At 69.9% G+C, this 18,223-nt stretch carries 11 protein-coding genes and 1 riboswitch; of the genes, 5 read left to right on the top strand and 6 right to left on the bottom strand.

Features of this window, described 5'->3' with window-relative positions; genetic code table 11:
• Positions 1–90: 90 nt before the first annotated feature.
• Positions 91–2,046: an acyl-CoA dehydrogenase family protein gene (locus AB0H49_RS00155; RefSeq protein WP_357245506.1), complete on the bottom strand. Its 1,956-nt coding sequence runs from the start codon at positions 2,044–2,046 to the stop codon at positions 91–93.
• Positions 2,047–2,228: 182 nt separating this feature from the next.
• Positions 2,229–3,410, bottom strand: a complete 1,182-nt coding sequence (locus AB0H49_RS00150; protein ID WP_357245503.1) for an ATP-binding protein — start codon at positions 3,408–3,410, stop codon at positions 2,229–2,231.
• A gap of 147 nt (positions 3,411–3,557) precedes the next feature.
• On the opposite strand from AB0H49_RS00150, the gene AB0H49_RS00145 reads away from it, so the two are divergent.
• The 3 genes from AB0H49_RS00145 (at position 3,558) to AB0H49_RS00135 (ending at position 5,339) form a co-directional block, all read left to right on the top strand.
• Positions 3,558–3,821, top strand: a complete 264-nt coding sequence (locus tag AB0H49_RS00145; RefSeq protein ID WP_354998354.1) for a hypothetical protein — start codon at positions 3,558–3,560, stop codon at positions 3,819–3,821.
• Between the two features lie 204 nt (positions 3,822–4,025).
• Positions 4,026–4,195, top strand: a riboswitch (cyclic di-AMP (ydaO/yuaA leader).
• A 78-nt stretch (positions 4,196–4,273) separates the two neighbouring features.
• Positions 4,274–4,867: an NlpC/P60 family protein gene (locus AB0H49_RS00140; protein WP_354998355.1), complete on the top strand. Its 594-nt coding sequence runs from the start codon at positions 4,274–4,276 to the stop codon at positions 4,865–4,867.
• 76 nt (positions 4,868–4,943) lie between these two features.
• On the top strand, positions 4,944–5,339 hold the full coding sequence (locus tag AB0H49_RS00135; protein ID WP_354998356.1) for an RNA-binding S4 domain-containing protein: 396 nt from the start codon (positions 4,944–4,946) through the stop codon (positions 5,337–5,339).
• 3 nt (positions 5,340–5,342) lie between these two features.
• Here the strand turns inward: AB0H49_RS00135 and AB0H49_RS00130 are convergent, their stop codons facing one another.
• The 3 genes from AB0H49_RS00130 to AB0H49_RS00120 all read right to left on the bottom strand — a co-directional run bounded on the left by AB0H49_RS00130 (position 5,343) and on the right by AB0H49_RS00120 (position 13,892).
• On the bottom strand, positions 5,343–7,064 hold the full coding sequence (locus AB0H49_RS00130; protein ID WP_357245498.1) for a fatty acyl-AMP ligase: 1,722 nt from the start codon (positions 7,062–7,064) through the stop codon (positions 5,343–5,345).
• A 67-nt stretch (positions 7,065–7,131) separates the two neighbouring features.
• Complete coding sequence (locus tag AB0H49_RS00125; protein WP_357245495.1) at positions 7,132–13,599, bottom strand: SDR family NAD(P)-dependent oxidoreductase; 6,468 nt, start codon at positions 13,597–13,599, stop codon at positions 7,132–7,134.
• Positions 13,596–13,892, bottom strand: a complete 297-nt coding sequence (locus AB0H49_RS00120; RefSeq protein WP_357245492.1) for an acyl carrier protein — start codon at positions 13,890–13,892, stop codon at positions 13,596–13,598. Before AB0H49_RS00120 ends, AB0H49_RS00125 begins: the two co-directional genes overlap by 4 nt.
• A gap of 199 nt (positions 13,893–14,091) precedes the next feature.
• On the opposite strand from AB0H49_RS00120, the gene AB0H49_RS00115 reads away from it, so the two are divergent.
• Positions 14,092–15,069 (top strand): MBL fold metallo-hydrolase, encoded by a 978-nt coding sequence (locus tag AB0H49_RS00115; protein ID WP_354998360.1) that lies wholly within the window; start codon positions 14,092–14,094, stop codon positions 15,067–15,069.
• A 161-nt stretch (positions 15,070–15,230) separates the two neighbouring features.
• Here the strand turns inward: AB0H49_RS00115 and AB0H49_RS00110 are convergent, their stop codons facing one another.
• Positions 15,231–16,202, bottom strand: a complete 972-nt coding sequence (locus AB0H49_RS00110; protein ID WP_357245488.1) for a nitronate monooxygenase — start codon at positions 16,200–16,202, stop codon at positions 15,231–15,233.
• Positions 16,203–16,610: 408 nt separating this feature from the next.
• Here AB0H49_RS00110 and fadD5 point away from each other — a divergent pair, with 408 nt between their 5' ends.
• Positions 16,611–18,182: a fatty-acid--CoA ligase FadD5 gene (gene fadD5, locus AB0H49_RS00105; protein ID WP_357245485.1), complete on the top strand. Its 1,572-nt coding sequence runs from the start codon at positions 16,611–16,613 to the stop codon at positions 18,180–18,182.
• Positions 18,183–18,223: the final 41 nt, after the last annotated feature.

Below are 18,223 nucleotides of genomic sequence, written 5' to 3'. Positions count from 1 at the left end.
AATCTATGGGCTTCTAGCGGATCCGCCATACATCGGCAGATGTGCATGACGCCCGGCGGGGACAGTCCACCGGGCGCACGCCCCGCCTCGCTACGGGCTCACGTGAGACTTCGTCGACGGCAGGAACGGCCGCAGCAGATTGGCCTCCGTGGACGGACCGATCTGCCATTCGGCGATCCACGGCCCGGTGCCCTCGCTCGGGTCGATGATGCCGTCCTCCAGCCACGTGTACCGCCCGTCCAGCACGCCCCTGGTGAGCGTCCGGTCCTCGTCGTCGGTGTTCTCCCAGAGCCCGTCGAAGAGCTCGCGCACCCGGATGCGCGATTGGCGGCAGAACGTGTCGGCGAGTTCTACGGCCGCGTGGCCCTCGGGCCCACCGGTGGCGCGCTGGGCTTCGGCCCGCACGCACGCCGCCGACATGGCGAACAGCTCGGCGCCGATGTCGACGATGCGCCCGAGGAAGTTCTGCCGGTACTCGAGGCCGGCCTGCCAGCGCGCCATGCCGTACATCAGCGAGCGCGCCTGCTTGCGCGAGGTGCGTTCGACGAACCGCAGATGCCTTGCCAGCGGACCGAATTCGGCGTAGGTGCCGGTGACGGTGCCCGCGCCGACCGCGAGCTGCGGGAACCACTTGGCGTAGAAGCCGGTGGCGCCGACGGCGGCCTTGGCCTTGTCCTTGAACTCGGCCTTGCGGTCGACGAGCGCACCCGCGGCGGCCATGTGGGCGTCGGCCATCTCGCGGGCGATCAGCAGCCGCATGATCTCGCTGGAGCCCTCGAAGATCCGGTTGATGCGCAGGTCGCGCAGCAGCTGTTCGGCGCCGACCGCCCGCTCTCCGCGCGCGGCGAGCGACGCGGCGGTCTCGTAGCCGCGTCCGCCGCGGATCTGCACCAGCTCGTCGGCGATCCGGCAGCTCATCTCGCTGGCCCACAGTTTGGCGAGCGCGGCCTCGATGCGGATGTCGTTGCGGTCCTCGTCGCACATGGTCGCCGAGAGGTCGAGCGCCGCTTCCAGCGCGTAGGTGGTCGCGGCGATGAACGAGATCTTCTCGCCGACGGCGGCGTGCTCGCCGACCGGCCTGCCCCACTGCACGCGCTGGGCGCTCCACTCCCTGGCGATCTTCAGCGACCATTTCGACGCGGCGGTGCACAGTGCCGGAATGGCGAGCCGCCCGGCGTTCAGCGTGGTCAGCGCGATCTTGAGGCCGTCGCCCTCCCTGCCGATCAGGTTGCGCTTCGGCACGCGGACGTTGTGCATCCGCGTGACGCCGTTCTCGATGCCGCGCAGACCCATGAACGCGTTGCGGCGCTCGACCGTGATGCCCGGGCTGTCGGCCTCGACGACGAACGCCGAGATGCCGCCCCGGTGCCCTTCGCTCTTGGGCACCCGCGCCATCACCACGAGCAGCTCGGCGACGACGCCGTTGGTGGTCCAGAGCTTCACGCCGTTCAGCTCGTAGGCCTCGCCGTCGGCGGTCGGCGTCGCGGTGCTGGCCATGCGGGCCGGGTCGGAACCGACGTCGGGTTCGGTGAGCAGGAACGCGCTGACCGCGCCCGCCGCGCAGCGGGGCAGGAACTCGGCCTTCTGCTCGGGGGTGCCCGCCAGCTTGAGCGGTTCCGGCACACCGATGGACTGGTGCGCCGAGAGCAGCACGCCGAGGCTGGGATGCGCCGAACCGACGAGCATCAGCGCGCGGTTGTAGCCGTACTGCGTCAGGCCCTGGCCGCCGTAGGACTCCGGGATCTTCAGGCCGAAACAGCCGAGCTCGGCGAGACCCTTGACGTATTCGTCCGGGATGCGACCCTCGGCCTCGATCACCGAGCCGTCGATGCTCTCGCAGAGCGGCCGCAGCCGCGCCAGGTAGGCCTCGGTGCGCGCGGCCTCCTCCGCGCCTGGCCGGGGGTACGGGTGGATCAGATCGAGCCGGAACCGTCCGAGAAACATCTCCTTGGCGAACGACGGTTTGGCCCAGCTGGTCTCGCGGGATTCCTCGACTAGTGCGCGAGCCTGTTCTTCGGTGGCGTCGACTTTCGCGGCAGTCGCCATGGTGTCCTCCTCGGACGTGATCAGAATCACATTCGAGTGTAGGAAAGTCGGTTACTCACCGGTAGGCATATGGGCCGATCGATATCTACCGATTTCTAATGATCTTGATAGAGAGCGAGGGCGCATCGCCGTCCATGCGCCGTTTGCCGGGGATCGCTCCCGGCGCTGTGGATATACGCCGATCACACGCTGCGCAGGTAGCGACCGAAATGCGGGACCGTGAAACCGATCGTGCCGCGCTCGGCCGAGTAGATCAGCCCCTTCTTGATCAGACCGTCCCGCGCGGGCGAGAGCGAGGCCGGTTTGCGACCGAGTTCGCTCGCCACCGCGGCGGTCGCGACCGGGCCGTCGTCGCCGGACAGGTCGGCCATGGCGCGCATGTACTCCCGCTCCGCCGGTGTTGCCCGCTCATAGCGGGAGCCGAAGAAGCCGACCGCCAGCTCCTCCTCCGCCGCAGGTGAGGCCACCTCGACATCCTCGGCGGTGATCGGGCTCTCCGGCGCTTGATCCCACGCCGCCTTGCCATACGCCTGCACGAAATAGGGGTAGCCGTCGGCCCTTTCGTACAGCGCGTCCAACGCCTCCTCGGTGAACTTCACCTCCTCGCGCTCGGCGGGCGCGATCAGCGCCTGGTCGGCCGACTCCCGATCCAGCCGATCGATTCGGTGGTAGCTGAACAGGCGCTCCGAGTAACTCTTCGATGCCGACAGCACCGCGGGAAGATGGGGAAGACCCGCGCCGACGACGATCAAAGGCGCGCCGTCCTGGCTCAATTCGTGGCAGGCGCCGCAGATCGCGGAGATGTCGGCGGCGCCGAGATCCTGCATCTCGTCGATGTAGATCGCCATGCCGACGCCGATGTCGCTGGCCAGCCCCGCCGCCTCCTTGAGCAACTCCACCAGGTCGATCTCGATGTCGCCGGAGTCGGCGCGGCCCGAGACCGCGGGCACGTCGATGCCGGGCTGCCAGCGTTCCCGCATGCCCTTGTCCGCGGTGGCTCGCAGCGCGAAGGCCTTGAGAATGCCGAGGAAGTCGTCGACCCGCTCCGGATTGCGGTGCGCCATGGCGATGGCGCGGGTGGCCATGTGCAGCGCGGAGGAGAGCGGCCTGCGCAGTTCCTGATCCGGTCGCGCCTCGATCTTGCCGGTGCCCCAGCCGCGCGAGATCGCGGCCGAGCGAAGTTGATTGAGCAGCACCGTCTTTCCGACGCCGCGCAGGCCGGTGAGCATCACGCTGCGTTCCGGCCTGCCCCGCGCGACGCGCTCGAGCACGATGTCGAAAGCCGTCAGTTGTTTGTCGCGCCCGGCGAGTTCGGGCGGGCGCTGGCCCGCGCCGGGTGCGTACGGATTGCGCACGGGGTCCATGCCGACACACCGTAGCGCGTTCGGGCACAAGAATCTTCCTATCTCTACCCGATGTCGTAGAGAGGGGTATTTCGCCCTTGTCTTCCGCGTGGAAGTCTTTACGCTTGGGGCGGTTCGGTGAACGGCCCGCGTGGGAACGGAGGAGTCATGTCCGAGGAGCCAGCTCCCCATACCACCGCCGAGGTGGTCGAGTCCTGGACCGTGCCCGCCGGAGCGACTCAGGCCGGGCTGATCCGGTCCAACATCCTCGTCGCCATCGAGCAGGGCTACGACGATCCGCAACTGGTCGCCGATCTCGCGGTCGGCCCGTTGGTCATGGCGCTCGGCAAACTCGAGGTCGGCCTGGCCGAGGCGCGGCGGCGCATCGAGGAGCTGGAGCGGGCGCTCGCCGAGCGCGACTCACGGTCCTGAACTCGCCCGACTCGCTTCGTAACACTGTGCAGTCCGCCGAGACCGGACCGTGACCTGATCACCTCGGCATCATTCCGCCCGGTCGTCCAGTGATTTTTCACAAGGGCTGGAAAAACTGCACTGTGCGCTGGACAACACCGCTTCCGACATCGTAATCTCTTCGTGACTTCGTGGAGGGAGTCGCTTCGTAAGAGGAGTGGCGCCATGGAGTCACCACCTAAACGGCAGTCGGCCCACCAGGATCCGCCTGCCGTGCCGGGGACCCACAGGTTCGTCTGGGGTGAATCCGCGAAGGCCGCACGGCCGGAGTGGTAGGGCCGATCTTCCCGGCCCGAACCCGTCAGCTAACCCGGTCGGTGGAAGAGCAGGAAGATCGGAGACTCAGCTCGGTGGGTAAACACAGCTTGCAGCGGGAATCGCGACTGCCGAATTCCGTTAAGGGTGCTCTCGTTATGGGTGCGGTGGCCGCCACTGGCGCGATGCCCGCGGTGCCCGCGATGGCCGCCACGATCAACATCCCCGGCATCGGCGGTTTCGATGTTCCGGTACCCCAAGAGTTCGAGCAGCCGGTCCAGCAGCTCAACCAGCAGCTTCAGCAGGCGCTCGCCGCGCCGCAGGCCGGTGCCCCGCAGCAGGCGCCGCTCGCCGCGCCGCAGTTCCCGAACTTCCAGATGCCCAACCCGTTCGAGGTGCAGAACTCTCCGGGTGACATCGCTCTGGACGCCGCCAAGACCAAGGTCGGCGCCATGTACTCCTGGGGCGCCGCTGGCCCGTCCAGCTTCGACTGCTCCGGTCTGGTGAAGTGGGCCTACCGGCAGGCCGGTATCGAGCTGCCCCGCACCAGCTTCGAGCAGTCCCACGTCGGCGCCCCCGTCGCCTTCCAGGACCTGAAGCCCGGTGACATCGTCATCACCAACGGTGGCGGCCACGTCGGCCTGTACGCCGGTGACGGCAAGCTGCTCAACGCGGTCCAGTCGGGCCAGCCGGTGTCCTACACCTCGCTGAGCCCGGACGACGTGGTCACCGCTCGCCGCATCGTGGAATAAGGGTCACCCTCGGGCAAGTCCGTCGTCGGCCCGTGCACGGCTGGAGCCGAGGCGGATGTACGCATAGTCTGAACCGGTGCCGAAGGGAGAACAGGCTGCCTTGACGCAGGCCAGGGTCGATTCCTGGACCTGGGCGGTACGCCTGTTCAAAACCCGGTCCGCCGCCGCGGAAGCCTGCCGAGGCGGGCACGTCCGCGTCAACGGCAGCACCGCGAAACCCGCCCAGCCCGTGCGGCCGGGCGATGAGATCCGCATCCGCGCGGGCGGTGTCGAACGCATCGTGATCGTCGAGCGGGTCATCACCAAGCGCGTCGGCGCTCCCGTCGCCGCGCAGTGCCTGATCGACCGCAGCCCGCCCCCGCCCTCCCGCGAGATCCTCGCGACCATGCCGCGCCGAGACCGCGGCACCGGTCGCCCCACCAAGCGGGAGCGGCGCGAGACCGATCGTCTCCTCGGCCGCACCGAGGACTGAGGTTCACGGCGCGGGCCGGTGGCCGATCGTCACCAGGTGCGGAAGCCTGCCCGCGCCGAAGAGCCTGCGACATTCGCCGCGTCGTAGTTTTCCGCTGGAGGTCTTGGGGATTCCGCCCGGCTCCACGAGCACGACCGAACCCGGCATCACCTCGTGCGCCGTCGCGACCGCGGCCCTGATGCGCCGCGCGACCTCCGCGAGCGCGTCGGCTTCGGCGGCGTGCTCCGCGAGCTCCGCGACCACCACCAGGTCCTCGCGTCGTCCGTCGTCGTGGCCGAAGGCCGTCACGTGGCCGGGGCGCACTTCCGGCGCGTGGTCGGTCACCGTCGATTCGATGTCGGACGGGTAGTGGTTGCGGCCGTCCACCACGATGAGGTCCTTCAGCCTGCCCGCGATGTAGAGCTGGCCGTCGAACGTGAAGCCGAGATCGCCGGTGCGCAGCCAGCGTTCGGGCCGCCCCGCCAGCGTGGCGCCGAACGTCTCCTCGGTCGCGGCGGCATTGCCGAAGTAGCCCCCGCAGACGTTCGGGCCCGCCACCCAGATCTCGCCCACCATCGTCGCGGGCAGCTCGGTTCGGGCGGCCGGATCGACCACCGCGACCCGCTGTCCGGCGGGAAAGCCGCAGCCGACGAGCGGAACTCCGGCGGCGCCGGTCTCGTCGACGAGTGCCATGCCCTCGGCGAGACGAGCCCGGTCGAAGCGGTAAGTCACGGGTTCGGCGGCCTGATCACCGATGGTCACCGAGAGCGTCGCCTCGGCGAGGCCGTAACCGGGCGTGTGCGCGCAGTGGCGGAAACCGTTGGCCGCGAACGTCTTCGAGAACAGCTCCAGCGCCTCGGCGCGGATCGGTTCGGCGCCGTTGAGCAGGGCGTCCAGGGCGGAGAGATCCAGCTGTTCGCGCTCCCGCGGAGTGGTGCCCGAAACTGCCAGGGCGAGACCAAAATTCGGGCCGCCGGTGACGCCCGCCCGGTAGTCGGCACAGGCGCGCAACCAGCGGATCGGACGCTTGACGAACTCCGCCGGGGCCATGGTCACGCCGAGCACGCCGGAGTACAGCGGCAGTGCCAGCGCCAGCACCAAGCCCATGTCGTGGAAGAACGGCAACCACGTGACGATGGGTTTGTGTCGCGCCGCGGGCACCGCGGTCCAGAGCTGGGCAAGTGCCGCGCCGAGATTCGCGTGCGTCACCTCGACGCCGGCGGGCGCCTTGGTCGAGCCGGAGGTGTACTGGAGGTACGCGGGACCCCGGCCGACGGGATCGAGCACCGGGTCCGAGGCCTCCGCGATCACCAGTTCGTCGGGCAGGTAGTGGATTCGGCCGAGCGACGTGCCGACGCTCGGCTCGGTCACCGCGTCGCCAGGGGAGAGCAGGCACAGCGCAGGACGGGAGTCGGCGAGCGCGCCCTCGAGCCGCGCGGTATTGCGCGCGCCGGAGACCGGGAAGAGCGGCACCGCGACGCGGTCGGCGTAGAGACAGGCGAGGAAGGCCACCACGTAGTCCAGGCCGTGTGCGCACAGGATCGCCACTCGGCCGCGCGGTTCGGTGGTCGCGCGCAGCTGCGATGCGAGTGTGCCTGCGGCGCGGTGTAATTGCGCGTAGGTCAGCGACCGTGGGAAGCAGGACGTTCCGCGATAACGCAATTCGACGAAGGCTTCGGCATCGGGCTTGGTCGCCGCCCACGCCGCGACGCGGGCTGCGAGTGGGCTGGGAAAGTCGGCAGTCACGGTGCCTCGCAGTGGTTTCTGGCGACCCGGTCGGCAAGAGCGGCGAGCGGGCTGGGGTGTTCGGTGGTCACGATGCCTCGCTGTCGTTCGCGGCGACGCGGTCGGCGAGGGCGGCGCCGAGGGCGGCGATGGTGGGGTGCTGGAAGAGTTCGGCTGTCGAGATAGCGATGCGGAGCCGCGCCTCCAGCGTGCGGCGCGCCTCGATGGCGAGCAGCGAGCTGAGGCCGAGATCGTTGAAGTCGTCGGTGGCGCCGATCATTTCGGCGGGCAGGTCCAGGGTGGCGGCCAGCACGCGGCGGATGGCGGCGGTGATCGACTCCGGATCGGCCGGTGCGACGCCGTCGGATCGGCGGATCGGGTTGTCGCTACCGCGGGCCGTCGATACACCGGCCGAATTCGGCGATCGCTCGAAGGAGGACGGTGCGCCGAGGAGCTCGCGGAGGCGGGCCGCCACCGGCGACCGGTCGTCGGTCGGCGTGTAGTCCAAGGCGAGCAGATACGGTCCGTGGTATCGCAAGGCCTTGGCCAGCATCGCCGCGCCACGCTCCGCGTCGAGGGCGGCGATGCCCGCACGGCGCAGGTGCTCCGCGCCGCCTGCCGTCGCCGCGAGGCCCGTCGCCCACACTCCCCACCCGATGCTGAGCACCCGGCGGTCTCCCGCAGCGGCGGCAACCGCGTCCATCGCGGCGTTGGCGGCCGCGTACGCCGCCTGACCCGGTGCGCCGAAAGCGCCGGTGGCAGAGGAGAACAGGAGCACGAAGTCGGTGGGGTCGGCGGCCGTGAGCGCCACCAGGTCGGCGGCCGCGCCGACCTTCGGCGCGAACATTCTGGCCAGCTGGTCCGGGTCGACATCCTCGAAGGCGGCGTCCTCCAGCGCGCCCGCGGCGTGTATCACGCCACGGATGGTGGAGCCGCATTCGCGAATGTCGTTGAGCGCGTTCGCGAGGTCGCTGCGATCGGCCACGTCGCAGCCGACGACGACCACGTGATCCTCGGAGCCGTCCAGCACGGCGGGCACCGGGCGGGGTGAACGCGTCAACACGACCACGTCGCGCGCGCCCGCGTCCAGCAGCCAGCGCACCGCGACCGCGCCGAGCGCGCCGAGACCGCCCGTCACCACGTAGGTTCCGTCCGGATCGATCACGATGGGCGGGGCGTCCGGCGTGGCCGGGACGAACCGCCGCACCGCCAGTTCGCCTGCGGTCACCTCGAGTTCGGCGGGGTGCGCGTCCTGGGTGACCAGCTCGACGAGCCGGGGCAGCGTGCGCGGATCGGTATCGGTCCAGACCAGCCGCACCGGACGGCCGGACTCGAGCTGGAGTGTCCGGGTCAGCGCGGCGATGGCGTTGGCGGTGCTTCCGCGCCGTGCTCGTTGCGGAAGCAGGACGGTCAGCGAGCCGATCGCCGGATCGGACTGCGCGCATTGCAGCACGTCCAGAACTCGGCCGACCGCGGAGGTGCCGGGTTCGCCGCCGTCGTCGGGCCAGACGGTCACCAGCGCGGTGCGGTCGGCGGCGTCCCGGGCCAGCAGCACCGACGCGAGGATGGCTCCGGCCGCGTCGGGTTCCCGTGCGATCCGCTCGGTCGGCAGTGTGCGCTCCAGCGCGCGGGACAGTCGAACGGCGAGGTCGGACTCGCCCACCACGAGCGCGCGCCTCGGATGCGGAGCGCCGGATGTGCTTCCCCTCCGCGCTGGACTTGCCGGTACCGGTTCATTGCCCGGCGAGGAGTGCGCGATGTCGGCCGAGCTCGCCTGTGCCGGACCCTTCCCCTGATGCGGGGCAGAGTGCGCGGCGTTGGCCGCCTTCGCCAGTGCCGCAGCGCTCCCCGGGTGCGGGGCGGAGTGCGCGGCGTTGGCTGCCTTCGCCAGTGTCGCATCGTTGGTCGGGTGTGGGGCGTAGTGCGGGGCGTTGGTTGAGTTCGCCGGTGTCGCATCGTTGGTCGGGTGTGGGGCGTAGTGCGGGGCGTTGGTTGAGTTCGCCGGTGTCGCATCGTTGGTCGGGTGTGGGGCGTAGTGCGGGGCGTTGGTTGAGTTCGCCGGTGTCGCATCGTTCCTGGGGTGTGGGGCGGAGTGCGCGGTGTTGATCGGCGGTACTCGCGTCAGGTCGTAGCTCTGGCTCGCGGGGGCGAGGATCGGCTGCCACGTTTCGGTGCGGAAGATTCCGCGCTCCTCGCCGCCGAAGTCCTCGTCGTGCCGGAAGTGATCCACCGATCGCGCGTCCGCGAAACGAACCCGCACGCCGGAGAACGCCAGCACGGGCACACCGTGCTGATCGGTGCCGACGACGTCGCCGATCAAACCGCGCGCCGTGCGCTCACGGGTGACGGCGTGCGCCTCGGCCACCACGCGCCCCGGCTCGGTGGACACCCACGCCGTATCCATGGCGATGGGCAGCGGGACGAGTCCGTCGGGCAGCGTGCCGTCCGCGGCCGCGGCGAGCAGGTGCAGGCAACCGTCCAAAGTTGCGGCGCTGTGCAATTCGGCCGCATCGAAATGCCCGAGCGCGCGCCCGGGTGCGGCGGCGACGGCGCGCAGCGGACGAAAGCGCGGACCGTATTCGAGTCCCCTGCGGCGCAGCGCGTCGTAGAACGAACCTGCCGCGAGCGTCCGCATCCGGTGCTGGGCGGCGCGATTGGCGTCGACCGCCCGCATCCACGCGACGATGTCCGCGGGGGTCGGTCCCGGTGCGGGCCGTGCCGCGGCAAGCAGCGTCGCGCCCGCGTGCACCCGGACGCTCGCGTCGTCGGTGCGGTAGACGGCTTCGGGAAGCACGGACAGGTCGGTGCGTTCGTGGACGACGAAATCGGCGATCATCCCGGCCGCCGCGCTGTTCGCTTGGTGCAGCAGCCTGCGCACCCAGTGCACGGCGGGCACGGTGGGAACGCCGCGCACCACATGATCTTCCAGCGAGCCGGTGCGGAAAGGGGTTGTCGCTCGGCCGGTTCGGTGTCGCGTGACGAGGTCGAATTGGCTGCGCCGCCAGCGCCTGCGCGGTGGCGGAACGACGAAGGGTCCGCTCGCGGACCAGTCGAGCGGACGGCCCTCGTCGTACAACCCGGCCAGGCACCGCAAGAAGGCCCCGGCTTCGTCGTCACGATCGGCGATCGGGTACGTGGCGTCGCGGAATTCCGGATACTCGCGGGCGGCCGAAGCGAGGACGGAGTGCGGCGCGAGTTCCAGTACCGTCGCCAGTCCGTCCGCGGCGGCGCGTTCCAGTGCGGCCGCGAGTTCGACTGTCCCCGAGGCGTTCTCGGCCCAGTAGTCGCGGTCCAGCGCGGCCGTCGTCAACACTGCGCCGCGGCGTGTCGTGGAGTAGACGGGGGTGTGTGGCGTACGTGGCGCCAAATCGCCCAGTGCGCCGATGAATTCGGTCAGCACGGAGGAGACCTGAGGACTGTGCGCGGCGAAGTCGACGGCGATGCGCTGTGCGAACATGCCGCGGCGCTTCGCCCGTCGCACGACAGTGTCGATATAGCGCGGCGTCCCCGACACCACAACCGAACGCGGTCCGTTCACCGCGGCGATCGCCACCTCGGCCCGCACCGGCGCGACCAGCCGCTCCGTCTCGTCCGGGGTGGCCTCCAGCAACGCCATCGCGCCCTGCCCGTCGAGCGTCGCCAGTGCACGGCTGCGCCGCACCGCGACCAGCGCCGCGTCGGCGAGCGTCAACGCGCCGCTCACCGCCGCCGCCGCGATCTCGCCGAGGCTGTGCCCCGCCACCGCGTCCGGCCGAATCCCCCAGGAGGCCAACAGCTCCGCAGACGCCACCTGGTAGGCGAAAATCGCGGGCTGCACCAGTTCGGTGGCGGCTCGCCCGTCCTCGCCGAGACCGAACCCGTAGCGCGGGGTCCACACCTTCGGCCCGCCGTGCGCCGCGATCGCGTCCGCTGCCTCGGCCAGGGCACGGGCGAACACGGGATAGCGCGCCGCCAACGCGCGTCCCATCCGCGCATGCTGCCCGCCCTGCCCCGAGAACAGGAACAGCACACCGCCGCGCCGCCGGACCGTGCCGGGACCGGTGATCGCGGGACCGCTCTCGCCGCGCGCCAACGCCCGCAACGCGGTGACCGCCGTCGCGCGGTCGTGCGCGATCACGCTGGCGCGCGCGTCCTCCGGCACTAATCGGGCCGCCGCCGCGGCGAGTGGGCGAAGGGTTGAAGTGGAATACCCAGCCGCCGCAGTGGTTTCATCTCTGCCCGCGGCGCGTGTCGTGGGCTCGGGTACGGGAATGCGCTCGGATGTCCTGGTTTCCGCGATCGCGGTCGCGGAACTGCGGCACCATCCACTCGGCCATGGTCGCGCCGTCCGTTCGGTCGCGTCTGCCGTCGAGGCTATTTTGCCCGGTACCGGTGGGTCAGCCGTCGCGCCCACCCTGTCCAGTACCGGTGGGGCGGCCGTGGGGGATTCGCCGTCGTGTGTCGCTCGGGCGGCGGTTGGGGATTCGCCGTAAGGTACTGGCCGGGTAGCCGTTGGGGATTCGGCGTCGAGTACCGCCGGGAGACCTGTGGGGAGTTCGCCGTCGAGTACTGGCCGGGCGGCCGTGGGAGACTCGCCGTCGAATACCGGTGGGGCGGCTGTGGGGGATTCGCCGTCGCGTATCGCCCGAGTAGCCGTGGAAGATTCGCCGTCCTGTACCGCCCGGGTAGCCGTGGAAGATTCGCCGTCGCGTATCGCCCGGGTAGCCGTGGAAGATTCGCCGTCGAGTATCGCCCAGGTAGCTGTGGGGACTTCGCCGTCGAATACTGGCCGGGCGGCCGTGGGCGATTCGCGGCCGAGTACCGGTGGGGCGGGCGTGGGGGATCCGCCGTCGCGTATCGCCCGGGTAGCCGTGGGGGATCCGCCGTCGTGTACCGCCCGGGTAGCCGTGGGGAATTTGCCGTCGAGTATCGGCGGGGCAGCCGTGGGGAATTCGCCGTCGAAGATCGGCCGGATAGCCGTGAGGGGCTCGCCGTCGAGTACTGGCCGGGTAGCCCTGGGGGGCTCGCCGTCGAGTATCGCCCCGGTAGCCGTGGGGAATGTGCCGTCGAGTTCCGGCGGGGTATCCCTGGGGGATTCGCGGCCGGGTGAGCGCTTGGCCGCTCCGTCCGAAAGCCCCGTAATGCTGGTCTTCCCAGCGGATTCCGAATTCCACCCGGCTACGGAGTCGCGCACCGAATCGCCGCGACTCGAGGCGAACTCACCCTCCGAATCCAACCGCTGCGCCAACGCCAGCGCCTGAATCTGCAGATCCGCCACGTCGCGCCCGGTCACCGGTATCAGTACCGGCGGCTCGTCACCTCGCGACGCCGCGAACTCCGGATACCCGCGCAGCACGACGTGCGCGTTGGTCCCGCCGAATCCGAACGAGCTGACCCCGGCCAGCCGCTCTTCCGGCGCGGCCGCCCAGTAGACCGGCTCCGTGGGCACCCGCAGTCCGCGCTCGGCCAACTTCAGCAGCGGGTTCGGGGTGTCGAAATGAATGGTCGGCGCGATGACGCCGCGATGGATCGACAGCGCGGTCTTGATCAACCCGGTCACGCCCGCCGCCGCCTCGAGGTGGCCGAGATTGGACTTCACCGAACCGATCCAGGTGTCCCCGCCGCCGAGCACCGCGGCCAACGCGCCGACCTCGACCGCGTCACCGAGAGCCGTTCCGGTGCCGTGGCATTCGATGTAACCCGCGCGGCGCGGGTCGAGTCCGGCGCGAGACCACGCGGCGCGCACGGTCTCTCGCTGAGCGCGTCCGTTCGGCGCGTATAGGCCGTTCGAGCGGCCGTCCGAACCGACCGCCGCACCGAGGATCTCGGCGTACACGCGGTTTCCCTCGCGCCGCGCGTCAGCGGTGCGCTGGAGGACGAGCACGCCGCACCCGTCGCTGCGCGTGTAGCCGTCGGCCGCCGCGGAGAACGGCTTGCAGCGCCCGTCCTCGGCCAGGAATCCGCTCTCGGCCAGGTAGTCCGAGGTGTGCGGCAGCAGCGTCAGATTCACGCCGCCGACGATCGCGAAGGGCACGGTCTCGTCCGCGAGCAGCCGCAGCGCGATGTCGACCGCCGCGAGCGAGGACGAGCACGCGCTGTCCACCACAAGGCTCGGCCCGTGCAGGTCGAGCGCGTAGGACAGCCGGTTGGCGATGATGCTGAGCGCGGAACCCGTCACCGCGTACGGCGCGTCCTGTTCACCGCCGCCGAGCACCGTGACGCCGTGGTCGTATCCGCACGCGCCGAACACCACGGCGGCATCGGAACCTCTTGAGCGATAGCCGATCCCGGCGTCGTCGAGCGCCTCGACGGAGACTTCCAGCGCGACGCGCTGCTGCGGATCCATCAGCGCCGCCTCGCGGGCCGAGATGGCGAACCAGTCGTTGTCGAACCACTCGATGTCGTCGAGATAGCCCGCCCGCCTGGTCACCGACCGGCCCGGAGGTGGATCGCCGGTGGCATCGCGCCCGGCCGTCAGCAGTCGCCAGAATTCGTCCAGACCAGCGGCGCCGGGCACCCGGCACGCCATGCCGACGATGGCGACCGATGGCTGGGTGGACGGAGTGCGTGCGGTCATCGCATCGCGAGAAACTCGGCCAACTGCTCGATATCGGGGTGGTCGTACACGGCTTCCAGCGACACCTCGACGCCCATCGCGTCCTCGAGTTGTGCGGTCAGCCGCGCCAGTTGCGTCGAGCTCAGCCCGAGCTCGGCGAACGGCGTGCGGGTGGACACCGCGGCGGGCGCGACGCCGAGCAACTCGGCGATCGCCACGACGGCGGCGTCGGCGAGCGCGGCACGTCGATCGCGCACGCCGGTATGGCCGTTTCCGGTGGTATCACTTTGCCCGTCCGGCTGACTGGGCCGCATCTCGTCCTCCCTCCCCGTCTCCCGGCGGTTCGCGGCCCGGGAACGGTACCCCCGCGATTATGCCGTACCTGAAGAGGCCGGAAAACGTCCGTTTTCCGCTGTTCGCCTGCGCGTTTGGCGACACGCCAAGAGTTCTCGCGGCCCCCGCGTGTCGCCCGGATGCTTTCCGGAAACCGGCCCATCCCCTACCGTGACAACCGTGCTCGAACCCGACCGTGCGACGCGCGCCGAGCGGACGCCGACCCTGCCCACCGTGCTGCGCTGCTGCGCCGCGCTCGCCGCGACCCCGGGCAAGCTGTTGCGCCCCCGCCGCCCCGACACCGACCTGCTGGCCCGGCTGACCGTCGCCGAGCCGCCGCGCCCCACCGCGACCGTCCGGCTGACGGTGCTCGCCCAGGGCGACATGACCGCACCGGAGACCATCGTCGCCGAGGGGGTGCGCAGCCTGCGGGAGCTGCCGCTGATCATGTCGGCGTTCCTGATCGAGCACCCGAAGGCGAGGTTCATCGTCGACCCGGCGCTGTGCTCCGGCGTGCACGATCGCGTGATACCCGAGCTGCCGTTCCCGGTGCCGCTGTTCGTCGCGCCGGACAAGCCGGTGCTCGGCCTGTCCGACGCGCTGGCGGCGCGCGACTTGGCGGGTAGCGACATCGATTTCGTGATTCCCACCCATCTGCACTGGGATCATGTGTCGGGCCTGCTCGAGCTGCCCGCCGAGGTGCCCGTCCGGTTGCCCGCCGCCGAATACGCGTGGGCCATGCTCGGCGCGCACGCACCGGTCGGCGTGGCGCGCGGCCCCTTGCGTGGACGCACCTTCGACCCCTTCGAACTCGACGGCCCTCCGGTGCTGACCTTCCCGCGCAGCAAGGACCTGTTCGGCGACGGTTCGGTACTGCTGCTCGACCTAGCGGGCCACACCCCGGGCAGCATCGGCGTGCTCCTCGCGGTGGACGACGGCACCCGCGTCCTGCTCGCGGGCGACGCCGTATGGAGCAAGCTCCAGATCGACCTGCTACGCGAAAAGGCCCCCATGCCAGGCCAATTGTTCGACTCCGACCGCGACGCCGCCTTCGCCGTCATCCACCGCCTACACGCCCTCCCCGACGACATCGAGATCGTCGCGGGCCACGACCACGCCGCGGTCACCGCCCGCGCCACCCGCAACCCCTCGCGCTGAGAATGCCGTTCGCCGCGCACGGTGTCCAAATGCGCTGAGTGGCACCGTTGCCCGTTGTAGGCGTTCGAGCACAGCGATCCGCGCGGTGTCGGCGGCTTGGCGGCGCTTGCCGCGCGACGGCCTTGCTATCGCCATTCGACTACCGTCGATTTCGCCCGACCTCAGGCGACGACGTCGGCGAGGCGGGCGGTGATGAGCTGTTCCGCCTCGGAGACCATGCGGCTGATGAGTTCGCCGCAGGTGGGGATGTCGTGGATCAGGCCCTGGGCCAAGCCCGCCGACCAGATGCCCGCGTCCAGGTCGCCCTCTTCGAAGACGCGGCGGCCGCGCGCGCCCGCGACCAGCTCGCGCACGTCCTCGAAAGTGCCGCCCGCCTTCTCGATTTCGACCACCTTGCGGCTGATCTCGTTGTCCGCGACGCGCGCGGTGTTGCGCATGGTGCGGAAGATCAGCTGGGTGTCGAGTTCGCTGTTGGCGACGATCTGTTCCTTGACCTTCTGGTCGATCGCCGACTCCGCGGTGCACAGGAAACGCGTGCCCATGTTGACGCCGTCCGCGCCGAGCGCGAGCGCCGCGACCAGGCCGCGGGCGTCGGCGATGCCGCCGGAGGCGATCATCGGGATCTCCAGCACGCGGGCCGCGGCGGGAATCAGGATCAGGCCGGGGATGTCGTCCTCGCCGGGATGACCCGCGCACTCGAACCCGTCGATGCTCACGCCGTCGACGCCGATCTTCTGCGCCTTGAGCGCGTGCCGCACGCTGGTGCACTTGTGCAGCACCTTGATGCCCGCCTCTTTGTAGTACGGCAGGAACGGCTCCGGATTGCTGCCCGCCGTCTCGACGAGCTTGACGCCGCTTTCGATGATGGCTTGCACGTATTCCGCGTACGGCGGCGGGTTGATCGACGGCAGGATGGTCACGTTCACGCCGAACGGCTTGTCGGTCAGTTCGCGGGTGCGCTCGATCTCCCTGCGCAGATCGTCGGGGGTGGGCTGGGTCAGCGCGGTGATGAAACCGAGTCCGCCCGCGTTGGCGACGGCGGCGACGAGTTCGGCCCGGCCGACCCACATCATGCCGCCTTGCACGATCGGGTGCTCGATCCCGAATTCCTCGGTGAACCTGGTCCGCAGCATTGCGCTCTCCTCCGTATGACGGCGGCGTCCGTGGATCGCGCACCGCTGTTCTGTCCCACCGCGACGGCTTGTCCCAGCGCAGGCGCGCCACGCGTGCCGGTCCGTCCCGACAGGACGATCGTGACATGAGGGTCGACTCACGTACAACTGGTAAGTGAGTCACCGTTCGCATAGCTAAACAGGCGCAGTACTGTTCGATAGCGCCCTCGAGGGCACTGCGCCCGCCCAAAAACGCAGATGGCGGCGCTTCCGCGACGAGCGCCACGGCACTGAGTCAATTAACGATGATTCATCTCTTGATCTCTTGCCGCGCGATTAAGTTAGTTGTTATTCTCGTCTCAATTCAGCCCGCCCTGGCGGTCGGCCACCCCGGCGGACGCTGTAGGCGGTCCGAGAGGAGTACGTGGCATGACCACCGGTGCACAGGCGCTCGACGAGCCGATCAGGTCGCGGCGCAACCACTGGAACAACCAGATCGCCGCCCACGCGCAGATGCGCCCGGACGCGGTCGCCCTGCGGTTCCGTGGTGTGGACACGACGTGGCAGCAGCTGCACGAGCGCTCGCAGAAGTTCGCCGACGCGCTGGCCAGGCGTGGCGTCGGGTTCGGCGATCGGGTCCTCATCCTCGCGCTGAACTACCCCGAATACATCGAAGCGGTCTTCGGCATCAACGCGCTCGGCGCCATCGCGGTGCCGGTGAACTTCCGGCTCACCCCGCCGGAGGTCGCCTACATCGTCGGCGACAGCGGGGCGAAGGCCATCGTCACCGACACCGTCCTGCAGCCGCTGGCCACCGCCGTGCTCGCGCAGTCGCCGGTGCTCGAGACCTGCGTCGTGATCGGCGGCAAGAGCGCGGAGGGCGTGCTCGGATACGACGACGTGTTGGCCGAGGAGGGGACGCCCCACACGCCGCTGGACATCCCGGAGGACACCCCTTCGCTGATCATGTACACCTCGGGCACCACGGGCAGCCCGAAGGGCGCCGTGCTCTCGCACGCGAACATGAACGCGCAGGCGCTGACCTGTATCCGGGCTATGAACCTCGGCCCCGAGTCCATCGGTTTCTGCACCTCGCCGCTGTTCCACATCGCCGGACTCGGAAGTCTCGCACCGTATTTCCTGCTCGGCGGCAAGACCGTGCTGCACCCCCTCGGCGCGTTCGATCCCACCGAGTTCCTCGACGCCGTCGAGAAGGAACAGGCCACCACCGCGTTCTGCGTGCCCGCGCAGTGGCAGGCCATCTGCGCCGAGCCCACCGTGAAGGACCGCAAGCTCGCGCTCACCATGCTCAGCTGGGGCGCCGCGCCCGCCTCGGACTCGGTGCTGCGCGCCATGGCGGAATGCTTCCCGAACGCCGCCAACGTCGCGGTGTTCGGCCAGACCGAGATGTCGCCGATCACCTGCGTGCTCGAGGGCGAGGACGCGCTGCGCAAGCTCGGTTCGGTGGGCAAGCCGATCCCCACCATCCAGGCCCGCATCGTGGACGAGGAGATGAACGACGTCGCACCGGGCGAGGTCGGCGAAATCGTCTACCGCGGACCGACTCTCATGCAGGGCTACTGGAACAAGCCCGAGGCCACCGCCGAGGCTTTCGCCGGCGGCTGGTTCCACTCCGGCGACCTGGTCCGCACGGACGAGGAGGGGTTCGTCTGGGTGGTCGACCGCAAGAAGGACATGATCATCTCCGGCGGCGAGAACATCTACTGCGCCGAGGTGGAGAACGTGCTCTTCGGGCACCCCAAGATCCGCGAGGCCGCCGTGATCGCTCGCGCGCACGAGAAGTGGGGCGAGGTGCCGGTCGCCGTCGTCGCGCTGGTCGACCCCGACGCCGAGCTCACCCTCGCGGAGCTGGAGCCGTTCCTCAACGAGAACCTGGCCCGCTACAAGCACCCCAAGGATCTGGTGATCGTGCCGGAACTCCCGCGCAACGCCAGCGGCAAGGTCGTGAAAGTAGAGCTGCGCAAGGATTATTCGTCCTGATCCGTTGCGCGTCCGCCGATTTCCACGAACTGGGTGGTGGA

This window comes from Nocardia sp. NPDC050713, assembly GCF_040654315.1.
Taxonomy (GTDB): Bacteria; Actinomycetota; Actinomycetes; order Mycobacteriales; family Mycobacteriaceae; genus Nocardia.
Note: the sequence above shows the minus strand (reverse complement) of the source record. Positions and strands in the feature narration are given on the sequence as shown.